This window comes from Achromobacter sp. ES-001 (assembly GCF_019448355.1).
GTDB lineage: Bacteria > Pseudomonadota > Gammaproteobacteria > Burkholderiales > Burkholderiaceae_B > Achromobacter > Achromobacter spanius_B.
In genome coordinates, this window is record NZ_CP079940.1 from 2,893,971 (window position 1) to 2,917,862 (window position 23,892).

At 65.0% G+C, this 23,892-nt stretch carries 25 protein-coding genes; 21 read left to right on the forward strand and 4 right to left on the reverse strand.

Annotation, left to right across the window (positions count from 1 at the left end):
• Positions 1-6 precede the first annotated feature (6 nt).
• From KYT87_RS13145 to KYT87_RS13195, 11 genes are all read left to right on the forward strand, one after another.
• Positions 7-531, forward strand: a complete 525-nt coding sequence (locus tag KYT87_RS13145) for a hypothetical protein (protein ID WP_255594104.1) — start codon at positions 7-9, stop codon at positions 529-531.
• A gap of 114 nt (positions 532-645) precedes the next feature.
• Complete coding sequence (locus tag KYT87_RS13150; RefSeq protein WP_046805002.1) at positions 646-1,494, forward strand: HAD family hydrolase; 849 nt, start codon at positions 646-648, stop codon at positions 1,492-1,494.
• Positions 1,495-1,504: 10 nt separating this feature from the next.
• Positions 1,505-1,996, forward strand: coding sequence for a tRNA adenosine(34) deaminase TadA (gene tadA, locus KYT87_RS13155; protein WP_046805039.1), 492 nt, complete (start codon positions 1,505-1,507; stop codon positions 1,994-1,996).
• Positions 1,993-3,033, forward strand: coding sequence for an LD-carboxypeptidase (locus tag KYT87_RS13160; protein ID WP_046805001.1), 1,041 nt, complete (start codon positions 1,993-1,995; stop codon positions 3,031-3,033). The genes tadA and KYT87_RS13160 overlap by 4 nt, the downstream gene beginning before the upstream one ends.
• Before the next feature lie 80 nt (positions 3,034-3,113).
• A complete protein-coding gene (locus tag KYT87_RS13165; protein WP_046805000.1) occupies positions 3,114-4,718 on the forward strand; it encodes an ABC-F family ATPase in 1,605 nt (534 codons plus the stop codon).
• Between the two features lie 190 nt (positions 4,719-4,908).
• Entirely contained in the window at positions 4,909-6,138 is a 1,230-nt protein-coding gene (locus KYT87_RS13170; protein WP_219992422.1) for an MFS transporter, read from the forward strand.
• A 121-nt stretch (positions 6,139-6,259) separates the two neighbouring features.
• On the forward strand, positions 6,260-7,030 hold the full coding sequence (locus tag KYT87_RS13175; RefSeq protein WP_219992423.1) for an ABC transporter ATP-binding protein: 771 nt from the start codon (positions 6,260-6,262) through the stop codon (positions 7,028-7,030).
• 95 nt (positions 7,031-7,125) lie between these two features.
• Entirely contained in the window at positions 7,126-8,124 is a 999-nt protein-coding gene (locus KYT87_RS13180) for an ABC transporter substrate-binding protein (RefSeq protein WP_219992424.1), read from the forward strand.
• Entirely contained in the window at positions 8,121-8,894 is a 774-nt protein-coding gene (locus KYT87_RS13185; protein ID WP_046804996.1) for an ABC transporter permease, read from the forward strand. Before KYT87_RS13180 ends, KYT87_RS13185 begins: the two co-directional genes overlap by 4 nt.
• 158 nt (positions 8,895-9,052) lie before the next feature.
• Positions 9,053-9,883, forward strand: coding sequence for a transporter substrate-binding domain-containing protein (locus tag KYT87_RS13190; RefSeq protein WP_219992425.1), 831 nt, complete (start codon positions 9,053-9,055; stop codon positions 9,881-9,883).
• Positions 9,884-9,918: 35 nt separating this feature from the next.
• The gene (locus tag KYT87_RS13195; protein WP_120157473.1) at positions 9,919-10,506 is read left to right on the forward strand and encodes a YigZ family protein; all 588 of its coding nucleotides are present in this window, start codon (positions 9,919-9,921) and stop codon (positions 10,504-10,506) included.
• Between the two features lie 60 nt (positions 10,507-10,566).
• Here KYT87_RS13195 and KYT87_RS13200 read toward each other — a convergent pair whose 3' ends face one another.
• The 3 genes from KYT87_RS13200 to KYT87_RS13210 all read right to left on the reverse strand — a co-directional run bounded on the left by KYT87_RS13200 (position 10,567) and on the right by KYT87_RS13210 (position 13,616).
• Positions 10,567-10,941 carry a co-chaperone YbbN gene (locus KYT87_RS13200; protein WP_006219735.1) on the reverse strand — a complete coding sequence of 125 codons (375 nt, stop codon included), beginning with the start codon at positions 10,939-10,941 and terminating at the stop codon, positions 10,567-10,569.
• A gap of 172 nt (positions 10,942-11,113) precedes the next feature.
• Entirely contained in the window at positions 11,114-12,136 is a 1,023-nt protein-coding gene (locus tag KYT87_RS13205; protein WP_046804994.1) for an LLM class flavin-dependent oxidoreductase, read from the reverse strand.
• 187 nt (positions 12,137-12,323) lie between these two features.
• Positions 12,324-13,616 carry an NCS2 family permease gene (locus KYT87_RS13210; RefSeq protein WP_046804993.1) on the reverse strand — a complete coding sequence of 431 codons (1,293 nt, stop codon included), beginning with the start codon at positions 13,614-13,616 and terminating at the stop codon, positions 12,324-12,326.
• 111 nt (positions 13,617-13,727) lie between these two features.
• Here KYT87_RS13210 and tsaD point away from each other — a divergent pair, with 111 nt between their 5' ends.
• Positions 13,728-14,759: a tRNA (adenosine(37)-N6)-threonylcarbamoyltransferase complex transferase subunit TsaD gene (gene tsaD, locus KYT87_RS13215; RefSeq protein ID WP_046804992.1), complete on the forward strand. Its 1,032-nt coding sequence runs from the start codon at positions 13,728-13,730 to the stop codon at positions 14,757-14,759.
• Here tsaD and plsY read toward each other — a convergent pair whose 3' ends face one another.
• Positions 14,760-15,404, reverse strand: coding sequence for a glycerol-3-phosphate 1-O-acyltransferase PlsY (gene plsY, locus KYT87_RS13220; RefSeq protein WP_046804991.1), 645 nt, complete (start codon positions 15,402-15,404; stop codon positions 14,760-14,762).
• A 180-nt stretch (positions 15,405-15,584) separates the two neighbouring features.
• On the opposite strand from plsY, the gene surE reads away from it, so the two are divergent.
• The 9 genes from surE (at position 15,585) to KYT87_RS13265 (ending at position 23,856) form a co-directional block, all read left to right on the forward strand.
• On the forward strand, positions 15,585-16,343 hold the full coding sequence (gene surE, locus KYT87_RS13225) for a 5'/3'-nucleotidase SurE (RefSeq protein ID WP_219992426.1): 759 nt from the start codon (positions 15,585-15,587) through the stop codon (positions 16,341-16,343).
• A complete protein-coding gene (locus tag KYT87_RS13230; RefSeq protein ID WP_046804989.1) occupies positions 16,328-17,152 on the forward strand; it encodes a protein-L-isoaspartate(D-aspartate) O-methyltransferase in 825 nt (274 codons plus the stop codon). Before surE ends, KYT87_RS13230 begins: the two co-directional genes overlap by 16 nt.
• A 17-nt stretch (positions 17,153-17,169) precedes the next feature.
• Entirely contained in the window at positions 17,170-18,030 is an 861-nt protein-coding gene (locus tag KYT87_RS13235) for a peptidoglycan DD-metalloendopeptidase family protein (RefSeq protein WP_046804988.1), read from the forward strand.
• Positions 18,027-18,806: a 3'-5' exonuclease gene (locus KYT87_RS13240; RefSeq protein WP_046804987.1), complete on the forward strand. Its 780-nt coding sequence runs from the start codon at positions 18,027-18,029 to the stop codon at positions 18,804-18,806. The genes KYT87_RS13235 and KYT87_RS13240 overlap by 4 nt, the downstream gene beginning before the upstream one ends.
• 189 nt (positions 18,807-18,995) lie before the next feature.
• The gene (locus tag KYT87_RS13245) at positions 18,996-19,628 is read left to right on the forward strand and encodes a hypothetical protein (protein WP_046804986.1); all 633 of its coding nucleotides are present in this window, start codon (positions 18,996-18,998) and stop codon (positions 19,626-19,628) included.
• A gap of 453 nt (positions 19,629-20,081) precedes the next feature.
• On the forward strand, positions 20,082-20,834 hold the full coding sequence (locus KYT87_RS13250) for a TorF family putative porin (protein ID WP_104143884.1): 753 nt from the start codon (positions 20,082-20,084) through the stop codon (positions 20,832-20,834).
• A 304-nt stretch (positions 20,835-21,138) separates the two neighbouring features.
• Positions 21,139-21,486, forward strand: a complete 348-nt coding sequence (locus KYT87_RS13255; protein ID WP_240434101.1) for an Imm51 family immunity protein — start codon at positions 21,139-21,141, stop codon at positions 21,484-21,486.
• Positions 21,487-21,543: 57 nt separating this feature from the next.
• Complete coding sequence (locus tag KYT87_RS13260; protein WP_219992427.1) at positions 21,544-22,458, forward strand: LysR substrate-binding domain-containing protein; 915 nt, start codon at positions 21,544-21,546, stop codon at positions 22,456-22,458.
• A gap of 105 nt (positions 22,459-22,563) precedes the next feature.
• A complete protein-coding gene (locus KYT87_RS13265) occupies positions 22,564-23,856 on the forward strand; it encodes an MFS transporter (RefSeq protein WP_219992428.1) in 1,293 nt (430 codons plus the stop codon).
• The last annotated feature ends 36 nt before the right edge of the window (positions 23,857-23,892 follow it).

Here is a 23,892-nt window from a genome sequence, read left to right on the forward strand (position 1 = left end):
CTGGCCATGAACGTACGACCCATGCATACGAAACGCCTTGCGGCATCCCTTTGCGCGGCAGGCTTGATGCTGGCTGCGGGGGCGGTCCACGCGGCAGATGCGATCGGCCGCGCTGCCATCCAGTCCCAGTACGAGCAGGACGTGGCGAACTGCAAAAACGGCAAGACCAACCAAGACCGCACGACCTGCATGCGCGAAGCCGGTGCGGCGCGCGATGAAGCCCTGCGCCAGAACCTGAAGGACGGCTCGTCCGACCAGCTTCAGCAAAACATGGTGGATCGCTGCAACCGCCTGCCCGCGGGCTCGCGCCAGGATTGCCTGACGCAGATGAGTTCGCCCACCAACGTGCGCGGCAGCGTGCAGGGCGGTGGCGTGCTGCGTGAAACGGTGATCCAGGTGCCGGCCGGCACGGTCCCGCCCGCCAGCACTGTCCCGCCCGCCGGCACCATGCCGTCGACCGGTGCGATGCCGCCGGCCACATCCCCCGGCATGGCGCCGCCGCCGGCGGCGCCGGGTGCGCCGATGCGCTGATCAGCGCGCGCCGCAAGCCTATCGGCCCGGCCGAGGCGCAACAGCCGCCACATTCAGGCAAAATGGCGGCTGTTGCGCCTTGCGCGCTTTTACGCTTGCCCCCATCACGCACCCATGTCCGACGTCATTGCCCTGATTTTCGACTTCGACGACACGCTGGCCTCGGACAGCACGTCCGGTTTCCTGGAAAGCATCGGCGTGGACACGGCCTCGTTCTGGAAGGACGAGGTCGACCCCTTGCTGTCCAAGCAAGACTGGGACCCGGTGCCCGCCTATCTCTACAAGATGATCCAGCTGTCGCAGGCTGGCAAGCACGGCCTGATCACGCAGCAGCGCCTGAAAGAGTGGGGTGCCAGGCTGGATCTGCATGATGGCGTGCCCACCTTGTTTTCCAGGCTGCGCGCGGCAGTGCGCGCCGAGCAGCCGCAGGTCCAGCTGGAGTTCTACCTGATCTCAAGCGGCATCGGCGACGTGGTCCGCTCGACGCCCATCGCGCACGAGTTCACCGAAATCTGGGCTTCCGAATTCGTCTACGGCGACGATGGCGGCATCACCTTCCCGCGCCGCATCGTCAGCTTCACCGACAAGACGCGTTATCTGTTCCACATTCAGAAAGGCATCATCGGCCGCGACTTTCGCAACAAGCCCTTCGAGGTCAACCGCAAAGTGCCCGAAGACCGGCTGCGCGTGCCGTTCGACCAGATGGTGTTCGTGGGCGATGGCTACACCGACATCCCTTGCTTTTCGCTGATCCGCCGCGCGGGCGGCTTCGCCTTTGGCGTATGGGACCCCAAGCACCGCGACAAGCGCAGCCGCGCCTGGGGCTTTATCGAAGAAGGCCGCGTGTCCAACCTGAACCAGGCCCGCTACGACGAAGAAGCCGAGCTGTATCAATGGCTTGAAGAAGCCGTGACCAGCCTGGCCGGCCGCATCGCCCTGAAGTCACGGGTGTACCGTGGTTGAGGCCGGCCCGCTGGCGGCAGTGCCCGCCTGGACGGCCGAAGACGCGCGCTACATCGAACTGGCGCTGCAAGAAGCCCAGGCCGCTTATGACATCGGCGAAGTACCCGTGGGCGCGCTGGTGGTTTCCGCGCAAGGCGAGATCCTGGGGCGCGGCTATAACCGCACCATCATTGACCACGACCCCACCGCCCACGCCGAAATCGTGGCGCTGCGCAACGCGGCGCGGCGCCTGGAAAATTACCGTTTGCCCGGCATCACCGTCTACGTCACGCTGGAACCGTGCGTCATGTGCATCGGCGCCATGCTGCACGCGCGACTGGCTCGCGTCGTCTTCGGCGCCTACGACCCGAAGACCGGCGCCTGCGGCAGCGTGCTGGACGTGGGCGCCGTGCCGAAACTCAACCATCACACTTCAGTCACCGGCGGCGTGCTGGCGGAACCTTGCGGCGATTTGCTGCGCCGGTTTTTCCGTGAACGCCGCGCCAAGGAATCCATCGCATGAGCACCCGCAAACCCGCCAAATCCGCCTCCAAAAAGGCGGCTACCTCGGCGGCCGCCGCCCACGATCATGACCATGGGCTCGCCTGCGGCGAGGACTGCGGTCACGATCACAGCCACGATCATGCCGACGGGCAAGTCTTGCCGGACGCCCGCGGCATCTACCTGATCTCGCCGTCCTCCGCCGTGCGCGACCCCGCCACGGTTGAATTGGCGCGTGAACGCTTGCAGCAGCAAGGCTTCAGGACGGCGGTGGACCGCAGCGCCTACGCCGTGCACCAGCGTTTCGCGGGCACCGACGCGCAGCGCGCCGCCAGCCTGGTGCGCGCCACCAAGCAAAAGCTGCCCATCGTCATGGTCACGCGCGGCGGCTACGGCATGGGCCGCCTGCTGGACCAGATCGACTGGACGGCCATGGCCGACAGCGGCAAGCGCTTTGTCGGGATGAGCGACTTCACGGCTTTCAACCTGGCGCTGCTGGCCAAGACGGGCGCCGTCAGCTACAGCGGCGCCACCGCCGTGGCGGACTTTGGCGGCAAAAAGGTGGACGACCTGACCGAAGCCCTGTTCGGCGAAGTCATGCGAGGCGAGCTGGAAATCCTTAGCTTCGAAACCCAGGACGCCGACCCGGTGGACGCCCGCGGCATCCTGTGGGGCGGCAACCTGGCCATGGTGGCGTCCTTGGTCGGCACCCCGTATTTCCCGAAGGTGCGCGGCGGCATCCTGTTTCTGGAAGACGTGGCCGAACATCCGTATCGTGTCGAACGCATGCTGATCCAGCTGGCGCAGGCCGGTGTGCTGGCCAAGCAAAAGGCCATCGTGCTGGGCCGTTTCACCGACTACAAGCTGGCCCCGCACGACAAGGGTTACGACCTGCACGAAGTGGTGGCGTGGCTGCGCAAGACGGTCAAGGTGCCGGTGATTACGGGCCTGCCGTACGGCCATGTGGCCACCAAGGCCACGCTGCCCATCGGCCAGAAGGTCGGCATCGCCACCGAGAAGGGCCTGGCCCATCTGGTGCTGGACGAACACCACCACTGATCCGGGCAGGCGAGCGCCCGTTTGCTACACTATCGGGTTTCCTCGCATGCGTCTTCGGACGCCTACAGACTCAAAATACCGTGATATCCACAGCCAATCTCACCATCCAGTTCGGTCCCAAGCCCCTTTTCGAGAACGTCAGCGTCAAGTTCGGGGAAGGCAACCGGTACGGGCTGATCGGGGCCAATGGGTCCGGTAAGTCGACGTTCATGAAGATCATCGGCGGCGACCTCGAAGCGTCCGGCGGCAACGTGTCGCTGGAGCCGGGCGTGCGCCTGGGCAAGCTGCGCCAGGACCAGTTCGCGTTCGAAGACCTGCGCGTGCTGGACGTCGTCATGATGGGCCACACCGAAATGTGGGCCGCCATGTCCGAGCGCGACGCTATCTACGCGAACCCGGAAGCCACCGAAGACGACTACATGCGCGCGGCCGACCTGGAAGCCAAGTTCGCCGAGTACGACGGCTACACCGCCGAAGCGCGCGCCGGTGAACTGCTGCTGGGCCTGGAAATCGCCGTGGACCAGCACAACCTGCCCATGCGCGAAGTGGCCCCGGGCTGGAAGCTGCGCGTGCTGCTGGCGCAGGCGCTGTTCTCGAACCCCGACGTCCTGCTGCTGGACGAGCCCACCAACAACCTGGATATCAACACCATCCGCTGGTTGGAAAACGTGCTCAACAGCTACCAGAGCACGATGATCATCATCAGCCACGACCGCCACTTCCTGAACCAGGTGTGCACGCACATGGCTGACGTGGACTATGGCGAAATCCGCATCTACGCGGGCAACTACGACGATTACATGCTGGCTTCGACGCAGGCCCGCGAGCGCCTGGTGTCCAACAACGCCAAGGCCAAGGAACGCGTCGCCGAACTGCAAGACTTCGTTCGCCGCTTTGCCGCCAACAAGTCCAAGTCGCGCCAGGCCACCTCGCGCTTGAAGCAGATCGACCGCATCAAGGCGGACCAGGTCGTGGTCAAGCCGTCGTCGCGCCAGAACCCGTACATCCGCTTTGAACAGAACAAGGTCATGCACCGCCTGGCGGTCACGGTCGAAAACCTGACCAAGGCCTACGACGCGCCGGTCATCACCAAGTTCTCGGCAATGGTGGACGCGGGCGAAAAAATCGCCATCATCGGCGCCAACGGCGTGGGCAAGACCACCTTGCTGCGCTTGCTGGCCACGGAACTGCAACCGGATTCGGGCTCGGTGAAGTGGTCCGATAACGCTGACCTGGGCTACATGGCGCAGGACGTTTCCGACCAATTCCTGCAAACCGACATCAACTTGCTGGACTGGATGGGCGACCATCGCCAGCCGGGCGACGACGACCAGTCGATCCGTTCGGTGCTGGGCCGCCTGCTGTTCTCGGCGGACGACCTGCCCAAGGCGCCCAAGGTGCTGTCCGGCGGCGAAAAGAACCGCATGACCTTCGGCCGCCTGATGCTGGGCCGGCACAACGTCATGCTGCTGGACGAGCCCACCAACCACCTGGACATGGAATCGATCGAATCGCTTCAGTTCGCGTTGGAAAAGTACGAGGGCACGCTGGTGTTCGTGTCGCACGACCGCGAGTTCGTGTCCGGCCTGGCTACCCGCGTGATCGAAATCCTGCCCTCGGGCGAGATCATCGATTACCGCGGCGGCTACGAAGACTATCTGGAATCGCGCGGCATCGAAGCCTGAGCCCGCTGGGAGGCATGTCGGCCTGACGTTGGCCGACGTGTCAGCCACCCATCCCGTCCATCACGGCGCGCCTCTCGGGGCGCGCCGCGTTGTTTTCAGCCGTGCCGCTGTTCAGCAAGCTGCAATATTGATTGCGCTATCATCGGGTTTACCCTGAGCCGCTCGGCCAGGCATTTTTTTTTCCAGACCAATGTCCCCCACACCGCACAGCACGCCGGACGGCGCGCCGATCAGCACGTACGCGCTGACGTTTCGCATCGTCGCTATCGCCTTCTTCACCTTCATCTGCTACCTGGCCATCGGCTTGCCGCTGGCGGTGTTGCCTGGCTATGTGCACGACAAACTGGGCTATGGCACGGTGCTGGCCGGGCTGGCGATCAGCGTGCAGTACGTCGCCACCTTGCTCAGCCGCTCGCACGCCGGGCGCATGGCGGACACGGTGGGCCCGAAGCACACCGTCGTGATCGGCATGATTGCCTGCGCGGCAAGCGGCGTTTTCCTACTGCTGGCCTATGCCTTCGAACGTAGCGCCTGGTTGAGCATGACGGCAATCATCGTCAGCCGGCTGGCGTTGGGGTTCGGGGAAAGCTGGGTGGGCACGGGGTCGGCCACGTGGGCCATCGCGCGGGTCGGGCCGCTGCACACGGCGCGCGTCATCTCGTGGAACGGCATCTGCACGTATGGCGGCTTGGCGCTGGGCGCACCGCTGGGTGTGACGCTTGAGCGGGAATGGAGCATGGGCGCGCTGGGCGGGGCGGTGTTGCTGCTGGGTCTGGCCGGCCTGGGGCTGGCCGTCAGCCGCGCGGCGGTGTCTATCGTCGGCGGCCACCGGATGGCCTTCAAGAGCGTGGTGCTGCGCGTCTTCCCGCACGGCATGGCGCTGGGGCTGGGGTCGGTGGGCTTCGGCACGCTGGCTGCCTTCGTGGCGCTTTACTACACCAGCATGTCCTGGGAAGGCGCGGCGCACGCGCTGAGCGCCTTCGGGTGCGCGTTCATCGGCGTGCGGCTGCTGTTCGCCGGCACCATTACGCGCTATGGCGGTTTTCGTGTGGCGCAGGTTTCCTTCCTGGTGGAAGCGGCGGGCCTGCTGTTGCTGTGGCTGGCGCCCAATCCCACCGCCGCGCTGCTGGGCGCCGCGTTGACGGGATGCGGGTTCGCGTTGATTTTCCCTGCCATCGGCGTCGAAGCCGTGGCGCGCGTGCCGGCGGGCAGCAGAGGCGCGGCGCTGGGTGCCTATTCGGCATTTCTGGACCTGGCGCTGGGCGTCACCGGCCCCATCGCCGGCTATATCTCCAGCGGCTATGGCTACCCGCCTATCTTTCTGTCCGCCGCCCTGGCGGTGGCGATCGGGTTTGTGATTGCGTACGGGCTGCACCGCCACGCCAACCGGCAAGCCGTCGCCCAGGCCGCAACCCGCTAGGCCTTCCTGTCTTTATTCATATAACGGGAAGCTTTAAAGACATTCAATATTGATCGTTTGAATTCATATAACGAATTGTTAGATTTAGGCCTCGTCTTCACGCGCGCCCACGATTCGTTCCATGAACCTGACCTTCGATCACGTCCACAAGCACTTCGGCGACCTGCCCGTGGTGGACGACTTCACCAGCGACATCAAGCCCGGTGAACTCGTCGCCCTGGTCGGCCCCTCTGGCTGCGGCAAGTCCACGCTGCTGCACCTGGCGGCGGGCCTGGAACAGCCCACGCAGGGTCGCGTCCTGGCCGACGGCAAGCCCGTGTCCGGCCCGCACCCCAGCCGCACGCTGGTATTCCAGGAACACGCGCTGTACCCGTGGCTGACGCTGGAAGACAACGTGGCGTTGGCGCTGGAATTTCAAAACATCCCCAAGAAGCACGCCCGCGAAGGCGCTCGCCAATGGCTGGCGCGCGTCAGCCTTGCCGGCTTCGAACACTACTATCCGCATCAGGTGTCCGGCGGCATGCGGCAACGCGCTGCACTGGCGCGCGCCTTCATCGCCCAGCCCCAAACCATGCTGATGGACGAGCCGTTCGGCGCGCTTGACGCGCTGACCCGCCTTAGCCTGCAAGACGTGCTGCGCCAGCTGATCGCCCAGGAAAAGCCTACCGTCCTGCTGGTTACGCACGATGTCGACGAAGCGCTGTTCCTGGCCGACCGCATTGTGGTCTTCAGCCCGCGTCCGGCGCGTGTGTTGCGCGAATTCAACCTGGCGCATCGTGCCAAGACGCACGACCTGTCTGACCTGGCCGCTGAAAAGCGCGAGATCCTGCGCCTGCTTGGCATCGCCGTGGACGGCTCGCAAGCCCATGCCGACATGGCGCTGGCTGCCTGACCCCATCCTGGCCTGACCCCATCCTGGCTTGAACCCATCCTTATCCGTCGCGGCGTTTTCGCGCCGCCACCTTTGAATTCCCTGGAGCTTTACCCATGAAATTGAAGCAATGGCTGTCCCTGCCGCTAGCGGCCGCGCTGCTAGCCGCGGCCCCCGCGATGGCCGCCGAAAAATTCCGCGTGGGCTATCTGCGCGTCATGGACGATGCGCAAGCCATCGTCGCGCAAGAGGGCGGTTTTTATAAGAACGCGGGGCTGGATTCCGAGCTGATCGAATTCAAGTCCGGCACCGATCTCATCAAGGCCATCGTCGGCGGTCAGCTGGATATCGGCGTCCTGGGCTTCACCAACGCTGTCGCGTGGGCCTCCAAGGGCGCCGACCTGAAAGTGGTGGGCGGCGCGCAGCAGGGCTATCACTCGCTGATCGTGCGCGACGATTCCGGCATCAAGGACATCGCCGGCCTGAAGGGCAAGACGCTGGCCTCGCAAGCCGAAGGCAGCACGGCCGACGTGGTGTTGAAGGGCGTGGTGCTCAAGCAGGGCAACCTTAGCGCCGACGACGTCAACATCATGGGCGTCAGCCCGGCCGTTGCCGTGCAGTCGCTGGTGGGCAAACGCGTGGACGCGGCCTTCCTGTTCGAGCCCTATGACCGCATCGCGCAACTGGTGGCGCCGGTCAAGCAGATCTACGAAGTGGGCCAGGCCTGGCCGTTCCCGTGCATGGTAGTGATCACCTCCGGTGAGACGCTGGCCAAGCGCAAGGACGATGTCTGGAAGGCGTTGGACGCGCAGAACCAGGCCATTACGCTGCTGCAGAAAGAGCCGGCGCAGGCGTCCAGGCTGATCGCGTCGTACTTCATTGCCGAGCCTACGCTCAAGACGCTGTCGCGGGGCGAGCTGCCGCGCGAAACGGTGATCGCCGAGGCCATCAGCACCCAGGTCTTCACGCCCAAGCTCACGCAGAAAGACACGGCGCGCATGCAGGAAATCGCCGATATCCTGCAAGCCCAGGGGTCGCTGAAAACGCGTGACGGCAAGCCGTACGACGTGTCCAGCATTGTTGATCTGTCCTGGCAAGAGGCGCGCAAACTTTGAGCTCGTCTACCCGAGTGACCGGCGCCCGCAAGCATCTTGCGGGCGTTTTGGGCGTCCTGTTCATTCTGTTGTTGTGGCAGCTGGCGGCGTTCGCCTTGCCTGATTTCCTGATGCCGGGCGTGCCGGCCGTGGTCCAGCGCCTGTTCGAGGACCTGGGCAAGCAGTCGTTCCATCAAAGCCTGATGGGCACGCTGGGCCGGCTGGGCGCGGGCTACGGACTGGCGCTGGTGGCAGGGATCGGTTTCGGCCTGGTGGCCGCCGTGCTGTTCTTCTTTCGCGAAGTGCTGCGCAGCGCCATCGTCATCCTGCAATCGATTCCGTCTATCGCCTGGGTGCCGCTGTTCCTGATCGTGATGGGCTTTGGCAACACGCCCATCATCGTCGTGGTCGCGCTGTCGGCGTTTTTCCCCGCCGCGCTCAGTGTCATGAACGCCACCGAATCCGTGCAGCGTGTGCACGTGTCGGCCGCGCGCGTGATGGGCGCGACCCGGTGGGGCCTGGTCAAGCGGGTGTACCTGCCTGCCGTCATGCCCGAACTGATCACCGGCGCGCAGCTGGCCTTCGGCAACGCCTGGCGCGCGCTGATCTCGGCTGAAATGCTGATCGGTTTCGGCAAGGGCCTGGGACGTTCGCTGGCGTACTCGGGCGAAATCGCCGATATGACGGGCGTGATGACGAACATCCTGGTCATTGCCGTCCTGGCCGCGCTGATCGACCAGTTTGTGCTTGAAAACCTGAAGCACCGTCTGCTTCGGTATCAGTACGTTTGACTGAGTATTGGCTGAGTATTGGTTGAGTATTGGCTGAGTATTGGCGCCTGAATTCAAGGTTGCCGATCAGCCAGCATGGCAGTCCAAACCCAAGTCCAAACCCAAGTCCAAACCCAAGTCCAAAGCCAAAGTCCCAGTCTTAGTTCAAGTTCCAGCCCATGATCCAGCCCACGCGACTCTTGCGCCGTTTTGCCCTGACCACAGCATGCATGCTGCTGGTCGGCACAAGCGCGGCGCATGCCCAGCCGGCCCCCTTTACCGCAGCCCATGCGCGCGGGGAACTGGTGGTGGGCGTGCCGTATCTGGCGCCGCCGCCCGTGGCCGGCGCCAAGATCCGCACGCCCGACGGGCTGGACGCGAACATGGCCGAACGCCTGGGCGCCAGCCTGAAGCTGCCCGTCCGTTTGCAACAGGTGAAGGCGGATGAGGCCGACGCGGCACTGGCGGCCGGGAAAGTGGACGTGGTGCTGGCCGATGATGCCGACGCCCAGCCCGCGCCGGCTACCGTCGCCGTGCAACCCACGGGGTACCGCGCGCGCCCCAAGGCGGTGATACGCAGCGACACCCGCCTGCGCAAGCCGGCCGACGCGAAGGGGCACACCGTCTGCATGGCCGAAGCGGACACCCACGCGCGATCCCTGGCGGCAAGCTGGGGCGCGGCGGTGCGCACGTACCGCGTGCCGTCCGATGCGCTGGTAGCGGTGCGCGAAGGCGCTTGCGATGTCGGCCTGGTGGATGACGCCGTCTGGGAACCGCTGGTGCGCTTTCCAGAGTGGAAGAAGTTCTCGTCAACGCTGGCCGCCGACGGCGAGACCCGTGAAAGGGTGTGGCTGCTGCCCGCCTCGGACACGGCCGGGCGGGCCTGGATGGCGAACGAAATGCGCGCCTGGAGCCAGGCCGGCGCCTGGAAGGCGATGACCGCGAAATGGGCGCGCGATGTGGCCTTCGACGTCTATCTTGACCAGGAAGTGCCCGACTGCCACGGCTAGCGGCGGGCCCTGGCCCAGCACTTACAATGCCGGGCATGACGCACACGTTGACCGCTTCCTGCTCGTATCAGGAAGACATCAAGAAAAGCCGCTTTGTCGCCTACGCCGCCCCGGTTGCCACCGTGGACGAGGCGATGCGCTTCTTTGCCGAACACAGTGATCCCGAGGCCACCCACAATTGCTGGGCCTATCGCATTGGGCAGGAATATCGGTTCAACGACGATGGCGAGCCCGGCGGCACGGCCGGCCGCCCCATCCTGCAAGCCATTGAAGGGCAGGACATGGACCGCGTGGCGGTGCTGGTGGTGCGCTGGTATGGCGGCATCAAGCTGGGCGCGGGCGGGCTGGTGCGGGCCTATGGCGGTTGCGCCGCCAATTGCCTGCGCCTGGGGCAGCGTACCGAAATCGTGGACCTGGCCACGGTGACATGCACCTGCGGTTTCGCGGAATTGGCGTTGTTGAAGTCGCGCCTGGCGCAAGCCGGGGCGGTGGTGCAACAGGAAGACTTCAACCCGGACGGCGTGTCGCTGTGCTTCGTCGTGCCGCGCAGCGCGCTGGGTGACCTCGAGGTCACTGTCGCCAACATCACGCGCGGACGCTCGGCGTGGGAGCTCGTGTCCTGAGCGGCCGAATAGACCGCGCACCCCAATGGAAAGGGGCCCACTGCGGGGCCCCTTTGTCATTTACGCGTTCTGGCTGTCTTGCGCCGCGGCGATTTCCTGGTGGACCTTTTCCATGTCCACCTCCTTGATCTTGGCCAGCAGCTCGTTGAGCTGCCCGCCCGACAAGGCGCCGGGTTGCGAGAACAGCAGAACTTTCTCACGGAAGACCATCAGCGTGGGAATCGAGCGGATTCCCAGGGCGCCAGCCAGTTCCTGCTCGACGTCGGTGTTCACCTTGGCGAACGTGACATCGGTGTGCTCGGTCGCGGCCTGCTCAAATACGGGAGCAAAGCCACGGCACGGGCCGCACCACGGAGCCCAGAAGTCGACGATCAGGGTACCGTCCGGCGTGATGGCGTCCTGGAAGCTTTCTTTGGTGAGTTCAACAATACTCATTTTGGATCCTTGCCGCGGAGCGCGGCGCAAAAAGTCGGTGTCGAGATCCGGGGTGTGCCTGCCCCGGCCTGATTCGGCGACGCTTTATGTGCCACGCGCTCTGGCGTAATAGTAGAGCCGGCGATGGCAGCGTCGCAATGGTTGGCGCTGTGGAGAGCGCAGTCAGCGGTGCTTAGACCGCGGTTTTTGTAGAGACGCCGGCATCGTTCTTCAACGACGCGACGATCTCGAAAGAGCGCAGGCGATCCGCGATATCGAAGAAGTCGGACACGATCATGACCTCGTCGGCTTCGGTTTCGGCCACCAGGGCCTCCAGCCGCCGCTTGACGGTGTCCGGCCCGCCCACGATGGAAGCGCCCAATCTTTGATTGACCGCTTCACGCTCCCATTCGTTCCACAAACCATCCATGTTGTCGACCGGCGGCTGCAATTGCAGGCGGTGGCCGCGTACCAAAGACAGGAATTTAAGCTGCTGCGTGGTCGCCTGGCGCCGGGCGGCTTCATCGGTTTCAGCCGCCACGACCGGCACGCCGATCATCGCGTAAGGACGCGACAGCGTGGCCGACGGCTTGAACAGGTGCCGGTACAGGCGCATGGCCGCCATGCCTTCGGGCGAGAAATGCCCCGCAAACGAAAACGGCAGGCCGAGCTCGGCAGCCAGGCGGGCGCTGAAATCGCTGGAACCCAGCAGCCAGATCGGAATGTCCAGCCCTTCGCCGGGAATGGCGCGCACGGGCTGCCCAGGGCGGGAAGCCGCCAGGAAACCGCGCAATTCTTCCACCAGCGCCGGAAATTCCAGGCCGCTGCGGGGGCCACGGCGCAGCGCGTGCTGCGTGGCGCCATCGCTACCGGGCGCGCGGCCCAGGCCCAGGTCGATGCGGCCGGGGTAAAGCGTTTCAAGGGTGCCGAACTGCTCGGCAATGATCAAGGGCGCGTGGTTGGGCAACATGATGCCGCCGGAGCCAACCCGCAGCGTGCTCGTGTGTCCGGCCACATGGCCGATCAGCACGGCCGTCGCGCTGGAAGCGATGCCGTTGATGTTGTGGTGCTCGGCCAGCCAGAAGCGGTTGTAGCCCAGCTTCTCAACGTGCTGGGCCACCGCCACGGTGTTGCGAAACGCGTCCGCGGCATCGCGGCCCTGAACTATCGGGGCCAGATCCAGGACCGAAAACGGGATGCGGGCAAGGGCGCTCATGCGGACGTCTCCTGGTTCAAGGCAACGGCACGACAGGACGGCAACACGGGGACAAAGCGGGTAGGGCGCAAGGTGAACTCCATACGAGATACATGGGGAGTGTATCGACGAATTCAACCGAAGCGGGCAGCAACCTTGCGGCCGGGCGGGTTGTATTGGCGGGCGCTATGCCCGCCATTGCACCACGCTATTCCGGAAAGAACGCGTACCGGATCACGAACAGCACGGCCACCAGCCACGTGGCCGGGTGCACGTCGCGGACCTTGCCCGTGGCGGTTTTGAGGACCACATAGCTGATGAAGCCGAAGGCGATGCCGTTGGCGATCGAGTACGTGAACGGCATGACCAGTGCGGTCAGCGCGGCCGGGGTGGCTTCGGTGACTTCGTTCCAGTCGATATCGATCAGTTCGCGCATCATCAGGCCGGCCACGTAGAGCAGGGCGGGCGCGGTGGCGTAGGCGGGGACGGCGCCGGCCAGCGGCGAGATGAACAGGGCGGCCAGGAACAGCAGCGCCACGACCAGTGCGGTCATGCCGGTACGGCCGCCTGCCTGCACGCCCGATGCGCTTTCCACGAAAGCCGTGGTGCTGCTGGTGCCCAGGGCCGAGCCGGCGACGATGGCGGTGCTGTCCGCGAACAGAGCGCGGCCCAGGCGGTTGGGCCGGCCTTCGGGGACCAGCCCGGCGCGCTTGGCCACGCCCACCAGCGTGCCGGTGGCGTCGAACACTTCAACCAGCACGAACACCAGGATCACGTGCACGAAACCGCTGTGCAGCGCGCCCATGACGTCCAGTTTCAGGAAGGTGGGTGCCAGGCTGGGCGGGGCCGAAAAGATGCCTTTGAATTCGTTGTAGCCCAGCGCCATCGACAGCACGGTGACCACGATGATGCCGATCAGGATGGCGCCGCGCACGCGCAACGCATCCAGCGACGCAATGATGAAAAAGCCCAGGATGGCGAACAGCGGGCCGTGGGTGGTCAAGTTACCTAGGGAAACCTTGGTGGCCGGGTGGGCAACCACGATGCCGGCGCTGGACAGCGCGATAATTGCCAAAAACAGCCCGATGCCCGCCGCAATCGCGCTGCGCAGGGAATGCGGAATGCCTTTGACCAGCCAGACGCGGATGCCCGATATCGTCAGGATCAAGAAGATCACGCCCGAAATGAACACGGCGCCCAGCGCTTGTTCCCAGGTGTAGCCCATGGTCTTGACGACGGTGAACGCGAAGAAGGCGTTCAGGCCCATGCCGGGCGCCATGCCGATCGGCCAGTTGGCGATCAATGCCATCACCAGCGAACCCAGCGCGGCCGCCAGGCAGGTGGCCACGAAGACAGCGTCGCGGTCCATGCCGGTGGACGACAGGATGTCCGGATTGACGAAGATGATGTAGGACATCGTCAGGAACGTCGTCAGACCGGCCACGATCTCGGTGCGCGCGTTCGTGCCGTGTTCACGCAGCTTGAATAACTTCTCCAGCATTCCAGTCCCCAGTGTGTTTGCAGGCTTGTCGGTTGTTGTAGGCGGCGCCCCACAGGTGCCGCACCATTTCAAAACTCGCGTATTTTCGCATCAGTTGTAAACTCTGCCGCCATGATTATCCTCGGCTTTGAAAGCTCCTGCGACGAAACCGGTGTCGCAGCCGTCTGTACGGAACGCGGCCTGCTGGCGCATGCGCTGCATACCCAGATCGCCATGCACCAGGAATATGGTGGCGTGGTGCCCGAACTTGCCTCGCGCGACCATATCCGGCGCGTGGTTCCCTTGACTCGCCAGGTGCTGCAAGACGCGGGCCTGCAAATGTCGGATATCGGCGCGGTGGCCTATACGGCCGGGCCGGGCTTGGCCGGCGCCTTGCTGGTAGGCGCCAGCGTGGCGCAGTCCTTCGCGTGGTCACGGCATTTGCCGGCCATCGGCATCCATCACCTGGAAGGCCACCTGCTGTCGCCCATGTTGGCCGACCCGCGCCCCGACTTTCCTTTTGTGGCGTTGCTGGTGTCCGGCGGCCATACGCAGCTGATGCGGGTGGACGGCGTGGGACGCTACGAACTGCTGGGCGAAACGCTGGACGACGCGGCGGGCGAAGCCTTCGACAAATCGGCCAAGCTGATGGGCCTGGGCTATCCCGGCGGCCCGGCGCTGGCAAAGCTGGCGGGGCAGGGCGATGCCAGCCGTTTCGACCTGCCGCGCCCCATGTTGCACAGTGGTGACCTGGACTTCAGCTTCAGCGGTTTGAAAACCGCCGTGCTGACCCGCGTGAAGGCGGCGGAAAAGGCGGGCGGGCTGGATGAGCAGACGCGGGCCGACCTGGCGGCGGCGACTCAGGGCGCGATCGTGGACGTATTGGCCGCCAAGGCAATCAAGGCGTTGAAGCAGACGGGATTGCGCCGTCTGGTGGTGGCCGGTGGCGTTGGGGCCAACCAGTTGCTGCGGGCCAAATTGGCCGCGGCGCTCAAGCCCTTGCGGGCCCAGGCGTATTTTCCGCCCTTGGAGCTGTGCACCGATAACGGCGCGATGATCGCCTTCGCGGCGGCTGAAAGGGTCAAGGCCGGGCTGGTGAAACTGGACGCCGATGCGCACAGCTTCACGGTCAAACCCCGCTGGGATCTTGCCGATATTGCCTGATCAACCGGGCTTTTTCTTGCCGCCGATCTTGCTTTCGGTGCCCTGGACCAGGCGCGTGATGTTGGCACGGTGACGATAGAACAGCAGCACGCCGATCACCGCCAGCGCCACGCCCATGGCCGGCTGCGCGTACCAGGCCAGGCCCGAGCCGAACACGTAGTAGACCGGCGCGAAGAATGCCGCCACCAGCGAAGCCAGCGACGAATACCGGAAGAACACGGCAACGATCAGCCAGGTGGCGGCGGTGGCCACGGCCAGCCAGGGCTGGATCGCGACCAGCACACCCAGCGCCGTTGCCACGCCCTTGCCGCCCTTGAAACCGAGAAAAACCGGATACAGGTGGCCCACGAAAGCGGCCAGCGCCACCAGCGCCAGACCGGCCGGCGCGATGCCGGGGGCCAGTCTTTCGGCCAGCCAGATGGCGAACCAACCCTTGGCCGCGTCGCCCAGCAAGGTCAGCGCGGCGGCCGTCTTGTTGCCGGTACGCAGCACATTGGTCGCGCCCGGGTTCTTGGACCCGTAGCTGCGAGGGTCCTGCAGCCCCATCAGCTTGCTGACGACCACGGCGAACGGCACGGAGCCGATCAGGTAGGCCAGCAGGATGAGCGCGGCGGTGAACGCCAGGGAGGGTTCGGTAATCGCCATGGAAAGGGAGTCCGTTGTTGTCGCAATGGCGCGGATTCTACCGCGCCGCGCGCCACCCCTGGCTACGGGTTATCGAGCGTGGCGTCCAAGCCCCGTGGTTGCACGCAGTCATACAGGGCGGGACGGCGGACGGTACAATCCGACACGTCCTTCCGCGTTTTATTTTCTTTCGGATGCACAATGCGAATTCTGGTTTCGAACGATGATGGTTATTCGGCCCCTGGGCTCGAAGCGCTGGTAGCGGCGCTGCAAGGCCTGGGCGATCTCACCGTCGTTGCGCCCGAGACCAACCACAGCGGCGCTTCCAATTCCCTGACCTTGAACCGCCCCTTGTCCGTGCGCACGGCCTCGAACGGCTTCATCGCCGTCAATGGCACGCCATCCGATTGCGTGCACGTGGCGCTGACCGGCTTGATGGATGCCCGGCCCGACCTGGTCGTGTCCGGCATCAATAACGGCGCCAACATGGGCGACGACACCTTGTATTCCGGCACGGTGGCCGCCGCCAGCGAAGGCTATCTGTTCGGCATTCCCGCCATTGCGTTTTCGTTGGCGGAAAAGGGCTGGGAACACATCGAGTCAGCCGCGCGCGCAGCCCGCCAGGTGGTGGAACGCCATCTGGCCCAACCGCTGGCCGCGCCCGTACTGCTGAACGTCAATATCCCGAACCGCCGCTTTGAAGACCTGCACGGCTTCGCGGTTACGCGTTTGGGCAAGCGGCATCCCTCGCAGCCCGTCGTGCGCACCACCACGCCTTATGGCGACACGGTGTACTGGATCGGCCCGGTCGGCCTGGCGGCCGACGCCACGCCCGGCACCGATTTCCATGCGGTGGAGCAGGGCACGGTATCGGTCACGCCCTTGCGGCTGGACCTGACCCAGCACAGCCAGCTGGACGAAATCAGAACCTGGGCGGAGCCGTTATGCGCAAACGCGTAAGCCAACCCGATGTCTCGCAGGCCGTGCCCGGCCGGCCCAGCCCGGCCCGCTACGACTCGGGTCGCCTCAGCCCCGGCGTCACGGCCACCAACAGCAACACCCGTATTTCAGCCGCCACGCTGCCCCGCCAGACCCAGGCGCCGGCGCCTGCGGCGGGAAACAATCTTGGCTTGAATTCGGACCGGCTGCGCCAGGCGATGGTGCAGCGCCTGCGGGGCCAGGGCATCACCGACGAGCGCGTCTTGAACGCCATGGCCGCCGTGCCGCGTCATCTGTTTGTCGACGAAGCACTGGCCAGCCGCGCATACGAAGACGCCGCGTTGCCCATCGGCCATTCACAAACCATCTCGCAACCGTGGGTGGTCGCGCGCATGATCGCGGCGGCTTGCGAAGACCGCGCGCCGACCCGCGTGTTGGAAGTGGGCGCGGGTTGCGGCTATCAAGCGGCAGTGCTCGCGCAGTTCGTGCGCGAGGTCCATTCCATTGAACGCATCCGTGGCCTTTACGAGCTTGCGCGCGAGCATTTACGCGCCTTGCGGCTGACTACGCGTATCCGCCTGATCTATGGCGACGGCACGCTGGGCCTGCCCGGCGTGGCGCCGTTCGATGCTATCGTTGTGGCTGCCGCTGGCCTGGCCATTCCGCAAGCGCTGCTTACGCAGCTGGCGCCGGGCGGACGCCTGATCGCTCCCGAAGGGGGCACGAACCAGCGCTTGGTGCTGATCGAACGCACCGGCGCGGCCAGCTGGAAACGCACTGAATTAGAGGCCGTGCGCTTTGTGCCGCTACGCGCCGGAATACAATCTTGAGCAAACAGGAGAAACGTATGCTCAACGGGCAGTCGCAACTGACCGATATGACTATGGGCGCGTCCATGACGCGCCTGCGCCGCCCGCTCTTTATCGTGGGGGCACTCAGCCTGGCTATTTTGGCCGGCTGCGCATCAAAAGGAACTCGCGCTCCGGTGGTCGACATGACCGCCGGACAGCCAGCGTCAACGGCTCAGCCCGGTGGCAGCTATGTGGTCAAGCCGGGCGACACGCTTTACAAGATCGCCCGCGCCAACAACGTGGATATCGAAAGCGTCAAGCGCTGGAATAACCTCAGCGACCCCAACCAGATCTCGGTCGGCCAGGTGCTGAAGATGTCCGGCGGCTCCAGCACGGGCGCGCAGCCCGCACCGATCGCCAGCGTCAAGCCGCAACCGCGTCCGCTTGACCAGCCGGAAACCCCCGCTGCCACGACGACCACGCCGCCGCCCGATGCAACGCCCGCGCCCGCGCCGGTCGACGTCAAGCCCGCCCCGCGCGCGGCGGACGCCAGCGTCATCAACTGGGCATGGCCGGCCAGCGGCGCCATCGTGCAGACCTTTAACGCCAGCAGCAAGGGCATCGACATTTCCGGCGCGCTGGGCGACCCGATCACCGCCGCGGCGGATGGCCTGGTCAAGTACAGCGGCAACGGCGTGCGCGGCTTGGGCAACCTGATCATCGTTGAACACCAGAACGGCTTCATTACCGCTTACGCGCACAACCGCGCGCTGCTCGTGAAGACGGGCCAGAACGTCAAGCGCGGCGCCAAGATCGCCGAACTTGGCCAAAGCGACACCACATCGCCGCGCCTGCACTTTGAAATCCGTCGCCAGGGCACGCCGGTCGACCCGATGCAGTACCTGCCCACGCGATGACGCCCACCCTGGTATTCGACCTTGAAACCATCCCCGATGCCGATGGGCTGCGCAAGCTCAACGGCTGGGGCCAAGAGGTCTCGGACCTGGAAGTGGTGGAACGCGCGCTGGCCGCGCGCCGCGAAGCCGTCGGGCACGATTTCCTGCCGCTGCATCTGCACAAGGTTGCGGTGGTGGGCTGTGTGTTCCGCGACGACCAAGGCTTTCGCGTCAAGACGCTGGGCCAGGCGGACGACCCTGAAGCCGCCTTGCTGGCCGGCTTCTTCAAGACGATCGAACGCTATACGCCCAAGCTCATCAGCTGGAATGGCTCGGGTTTCGACCTGCCCGTGCTGCACTACCGCAGCCTGATCCTGGGCGTGCCCGCGCCCCGCTATTGGGACATGGGCGAAGAAGACCGTGATTTCAAGTTCAACAACTACATTGCCCGTTATCACACGCGGCATCTGGATTTGATGGACGTGCTGGCCAAGTACAACGGCCGCGCCAACGCGCCGCTGGACGACCTGGCCAAGCTGTGCGGCTTTCCCGGCAAGCTGGGCATGGACGGCAGCAAGGTCTGGGAAGCATGGCATACCGGCCGCGCCGACGAGGTCCGCGCCTATTGCGAAACCGACGTCGTCAATACCTGGCTGGTGTACTGCCGCTTTCGCTTCCTGCGCGGCGAACTGGACCGCACGGCGTATGACGCCGAGATCGCCCTGGTGCGCGATACGCTGTCCGCCAGCGACGCACCGCACTGGAAGGAATACATGGCGGCGTGGGACGCTACCTGACGCCACCCCGCGCCGCCCCGAGGCGAGCTTCGGCGTGGTGGATCAGGATCAGAACGGGGCCTTCCAAGGCTCCGTTTTCACGTCTGGCACGCACGCAATCGACTGAAACATGGAACGCGACCGCGAAACCCGGTTGAAACCGGGCCGACAGCACAATGGCCTCGCTTTCTTCACTTTCAGGAGACACACATGTCCCGATTCGCTATTCGCTCCAATTTGGCCGCTCTTGCTTTTGTCGCCGCGACGGGCGGTTTGGTGGCTGGCTCCGCCATGGCTGCACCCCCGGCTCCGGCCGACGGTGGCCCGGCCGCCATGCATCACCAAGGCCCGCGTGGTGGCGAGTTCCACAAGGGCATGCGCGACGGATTGTTCATTCCGGGCCTGGGTCCGGTTTCCAAGGCGCAGGTCGACCAGCTGAAGTTGGACGACAAGCAACAAGCGCTGTTCAAGACCGCGCAGGACGGCCAGCGCAGCCTGCACGAGGCGATGCGCGCCGCCGGCGCCAAGCGCCACGATCTGCTGAAGTCGCAACTGGACAGCGGCAAGCTGGACCCGCGCGCGCTGGCGGCGCAGTCCGAGCAGTCGCACGACGCGTTCGGCCCGCAAGCCAAGCAGGTTCGTGACCAATGGCTGGCCGTGTGGGACAGCCTGAACGACACGCAGCGCGGCCAGGTGACCAAGATGGTCAAGGACCGCGAAGCCAAGATGCAGGAACGTCACGCCAAGATGGAAGGGCGCCACGGCAAGGGCAAGCCGGGTATGCCGCCGCCTCCTGCGGCCGGTGCGGATGCACCTCCGCCGCCCGCGCCCTCGGCTAACTAAGCCAGTCCCGTCCGCCGCCTTTGTGGGGTGGACGCGGCAAGACCAACCCCGACACGCCACGCGGCGTGCCGGGGTTTTTTATTGGGCTTGGATTCGACTCTGCCAGGATCGGCTCTGCTTAATTTCGACGCTGCTTGATTTCGACGCTGCTTGATTTCGACGCTACGTCCCGCGCCCCAACTTGATGCATGGCGCGCCGTTGGCATGTCGGCGCTTGCCCGCTTGTAGTGCACGCAGCGCGCCATCTTGAACCATGACGGGCGGTGCAGGACGCCCCGGGCGGGCGCACCAGCCTGTCTATCAGCTTGCAGCCAGCGGTTTGTCACCCGAATGAAACCTGGCATGGACATTGCTTGAAGGGAATAGAGCCGGCACCTACCGCAGCAAAGCCGGCCAGACGGATGCGCCAACGGCCGTCCTCCTCCTCGTTAAATCCGATCAGGACTCCGCACCATGAAGAAGACGTTGCTAGCCTTGCCTTTTGCGCTTGCCGCTTGTTTCGCCTCGACGGCCCAGGCCGAACCCACCGATCTTGGAGGCGGTTTTTCTCTTAGCGGTAACGCCACCATCGCCAGCGACTATCGCTTCCGCGGCTATTCCCAGACCGACTTTCGGCCCGCCGTGCAAGTTGGCATCGACCTGACCCATAGTTCGGGCTTCTACCTGGGCAACTGGAACTCCAACGTCTCCGACTTCGTGTTTACCGACGGCAACCTGGAAATGGATTTCTACGGCGGCTGGAAGGGCGACGTGGGCGGCGGCTTCACGCTGGACGCCGGCGTGCTGCATTACTACTACCCCGGTTCCAGCTCGCCCAAGGGCGGCAACTACAACAACACCGACCTCTACCTGGGCGCGTCTTACGGCAACTACTCGCTGAAGTATTCCTACACGCCCAGCGACTTTTTCAGCACGCCCGACAGCAAGGGTACGTGGTACCTGGACGGCACCGCCACGTTCGACCTGGGCGATGGTTGGGGCCTGCTGGGACACCTGGGCTATCAAAAGCTGAAGAACCAAACAAACATGGACGGCGATTCCATCGGCCACTACGTGGACTACAAGCTGGGCGTCACCAAGGACATCAAGGGTTGGGTGTTGGGGCTGGCGGCCGTGGGCGCCACCAAGGACAACTGGCTGCCCACCAAGTACGGCCACCCGTCCGGCCGACTGGGTGCGGTGTTCTCGGTGGCACGTACGTTCTGATCGGTAATCCGTGGCGGCGCTTTGATGGGCGCCGGCGTTTGGGGGGATTGATGGAGACTGCCTGATGGGGCAGTCCCCTTCAATTCCCCCTTTTTTTATCGTTGGCCCGCGCGCTTTTGAGCGGTTGCAGCGGGGCTGTCAGACGGGTCGGCACGCGCGCCCCAGGCCGGGGCAAAAATCGCGCGCGTTGCACACATCGCAATAATTGCCTCTAATGGGCGCGCACAAGATGCGGCGGGCACGTTCCGCGCATCAGCCCGGCCGCTATTGTTGGCGGCCGGCGATTCAAGGAGCTTTGAGCGCAGTGACTATCGATTTCGAAGAAGCAATCAAGCCTTTTTCCTGGATGGAATACGAAGGCAACTTCTCGGTAAGCCTGAATGTCGGGGAATACAAGGAAGAAGTTTTCCGCCGCAGACGGGTAGAGGGTTTCCTGGGGACGGGCTACGACTGGACCTCGCTGGCGGTCGTTTTTCTGACCGAGAAACAGCCGGACCTGGATGAGTCGATCGATTTCGATCCGGAAGCCGATACGTTCTGCGCTTATTCGTCCGATAGCGAAGCGCTTAAGGCCTTCGCCCTGGCGTTCAAGGCTGCGTGCGAAGACAAAAAGCTGATTCAAGATCTGTTTTCTCGCGCCGAGCTGGACTGATCCGCGCCCAGGATAAAAATATACTCACGGCGTCAGAACAATATCCTGGGCGTCTCGATGATCGAAACCCGTTTGTTGCGGCAATTTGTCGCCGTGGCGGAAACCCTGCACTTCAATCGCGCGGCGCAGCGCCTGCACATGGCGCAGCCGCCGCTCAGTCAGGCTATCCGCCGGCTGGAAGCGGAGATCGGCGCGGCGCTGTTTGTACGTACCAATCGCAGCGTGGCGCTGACCCCGGCCGGCGCGGCGTTCCTGCAATCGGCACGTAGCATTCTGGACGCGCTGGACGACGGCGTCGCCCACACGCGGCGCGTCGCCCAAGGCATGGACGGCCACCTGACGCTGACGTTCATCAACATTGCGCCGTATCCCACGTTATTGCGCGCGTTGCGGGACTTCCGTGGCGCGCATCCCGCCGTGGCCTTCACGCTGCAAGAGGCCACCACGCAAGAGCAGGTGCTGGCGCTTGAGGCCGGCCACGCCGATATCGGCTTCATGCGGCCGCCCGGTACCACGACGCCCAGCCTGCGATTTGAATCGCTGCTGCAAGAACCCATCCAAGTGGCCTTGCCCGCCGGGCATCCCCTGCAAGCGCGCGCGGTGGTCGAGCTGGCTGCATTGAAAGACGAGGACTTTGTGGCGTCGCCCCGACGGCTGGGCCAAGGATTTCACGATCAGTTGATCCAGCTTTGCCAGACGGCCGGCTTTGTTCCCCGGGTGGCGCAGGAAGCGCGCCAGTTGCAGACTGTGGCGGCGCTGGTCGCGGCGGGCTTCGGGGTGGCGTTGCTGCCCACATCGGTGGCTCAGGCGGGGCGCGCCGACGTGGTGTTCCGGCCACTGGCGACCGATGCGCCGGCTGCCTTGTTGCAGGTAGAACTGTTGATGGCGTGGAATCCCGCGCGGGATTCTCCGGTGCGGGATCGCCTGCTGGACGTTGTCCGTTCAGTGACGCAAGACGCGCAGCGCGAGTAAATCGGTAAGACGTACACAGTCTTATTCGTGCATGAATAAGATATTTTACGAATAGCGGGCGGCGCCCTAAGCTCGGCAACTGTCATTGTCGAGCCCGGAAGCCTCATGCCCATCGCCGTCTATCTCTTCTCTGTTTGCACCTTCGCTTTTGGCCTGTCGGAGTTTGTTGTCGCGGGCCTGGTGTCTGCGATGGCCGATAGCCTGCACGCCCGCATTGAAGCGGTGGGCACGGCGATCGCGGCCTACGCTTTTGGCGCTGCTATCGGCGCACCCCTCCTGACGGCGTGGGTGGCGCACTGGCGAGACCGCCGCATTCTGGCCTGCGCGATGGCGACATTGGCAGTGGGCAGCGGCTTGATGAGCGTGTCAGCGACGCTGCCCGTCTTGCTGGGCGTGCGTTTCGCCGTCGGCTTGGCGCATGGCGTCTTCATGGCCGTGGCGTCCGACGCGGCGACGCGGCTGGTGGAGCCGGCACGCGCGGGCCGCGCCGTCGCCGTCGTGTGGATCGGCCTGACCGTGGCGCTGGCGCTTGGCGTGCCGTTGGGCACGTTCCTGGGCAGCGTGTGGTCCTGGCGCGTGGTGTTCCTGGCGATTGGTGTGTTGGCCTTGGTTGGGCTGGGCGGGCTGCTGTGTTGCATGCCGGGTCGGTCGACTCCGCCGCAGCCGGATGCACAGTCGGGCTCACAGCCGGGCTCACAGCCGGGCTCAAAGTCGGGCTCACAGGCGGGGCAATTGGCAGGCCAGGGGCCAAGCCGACGGGGCAGCGTCCCGCCGCGACCCCAAACCGGCTCCGGCATGGCCGCAGGCTTGCGCGCCATTGCGCACCCGCGCATGTTGATGACGGCCGGCGTCGGTGCGCTGGTCAGCGTGGCGACGTTCTGCTTTTTCACCTACGTGTCGCCCTACCTGTTGCAGGTCACCGGGGCCGGCGTGCGGCAACTTAGCACGGCCATGCTGCTGTTCGGCCTGTTTTCCATCGGCGGCAATCTGCTGGGCGGGTATCTCGCGGACCGCATGGACCCCGACCGCGCCGCCATGCTGGCATTGGCGGCCCTGGTGGCAACCATGCTGGCCCTGTTCCAGTTCCGCGCGTCGTCTTGGGCCGTGCTGGCGCTGGCGGGGGTGCTGGGCTTGGTGTTCTTTTGCATCGTGACCGTGCTGACGCTGCGACTGCTCAAACAGGCCCAGCATTACGTGCCGGCGTTCACGGCGGTGGCTGCGGGTTTGAACATCGCCTCTTTCAACCTGGGCACCGCTGTGGGCGGCGGGCTGGGCAGCCTGACCATCGCCTGGGCAGGACTGCCCGTGTTGCCGCTGGCGGGAGCCGCGGCAGCATTGGCCGCCATGACGGCGTTGTGGTGGCAATCGACTTGCGCCGACATCACGCGGACGGCTTGACGGCGCACCTTGGCGCACCGGGCCGTCCGCCCCGGC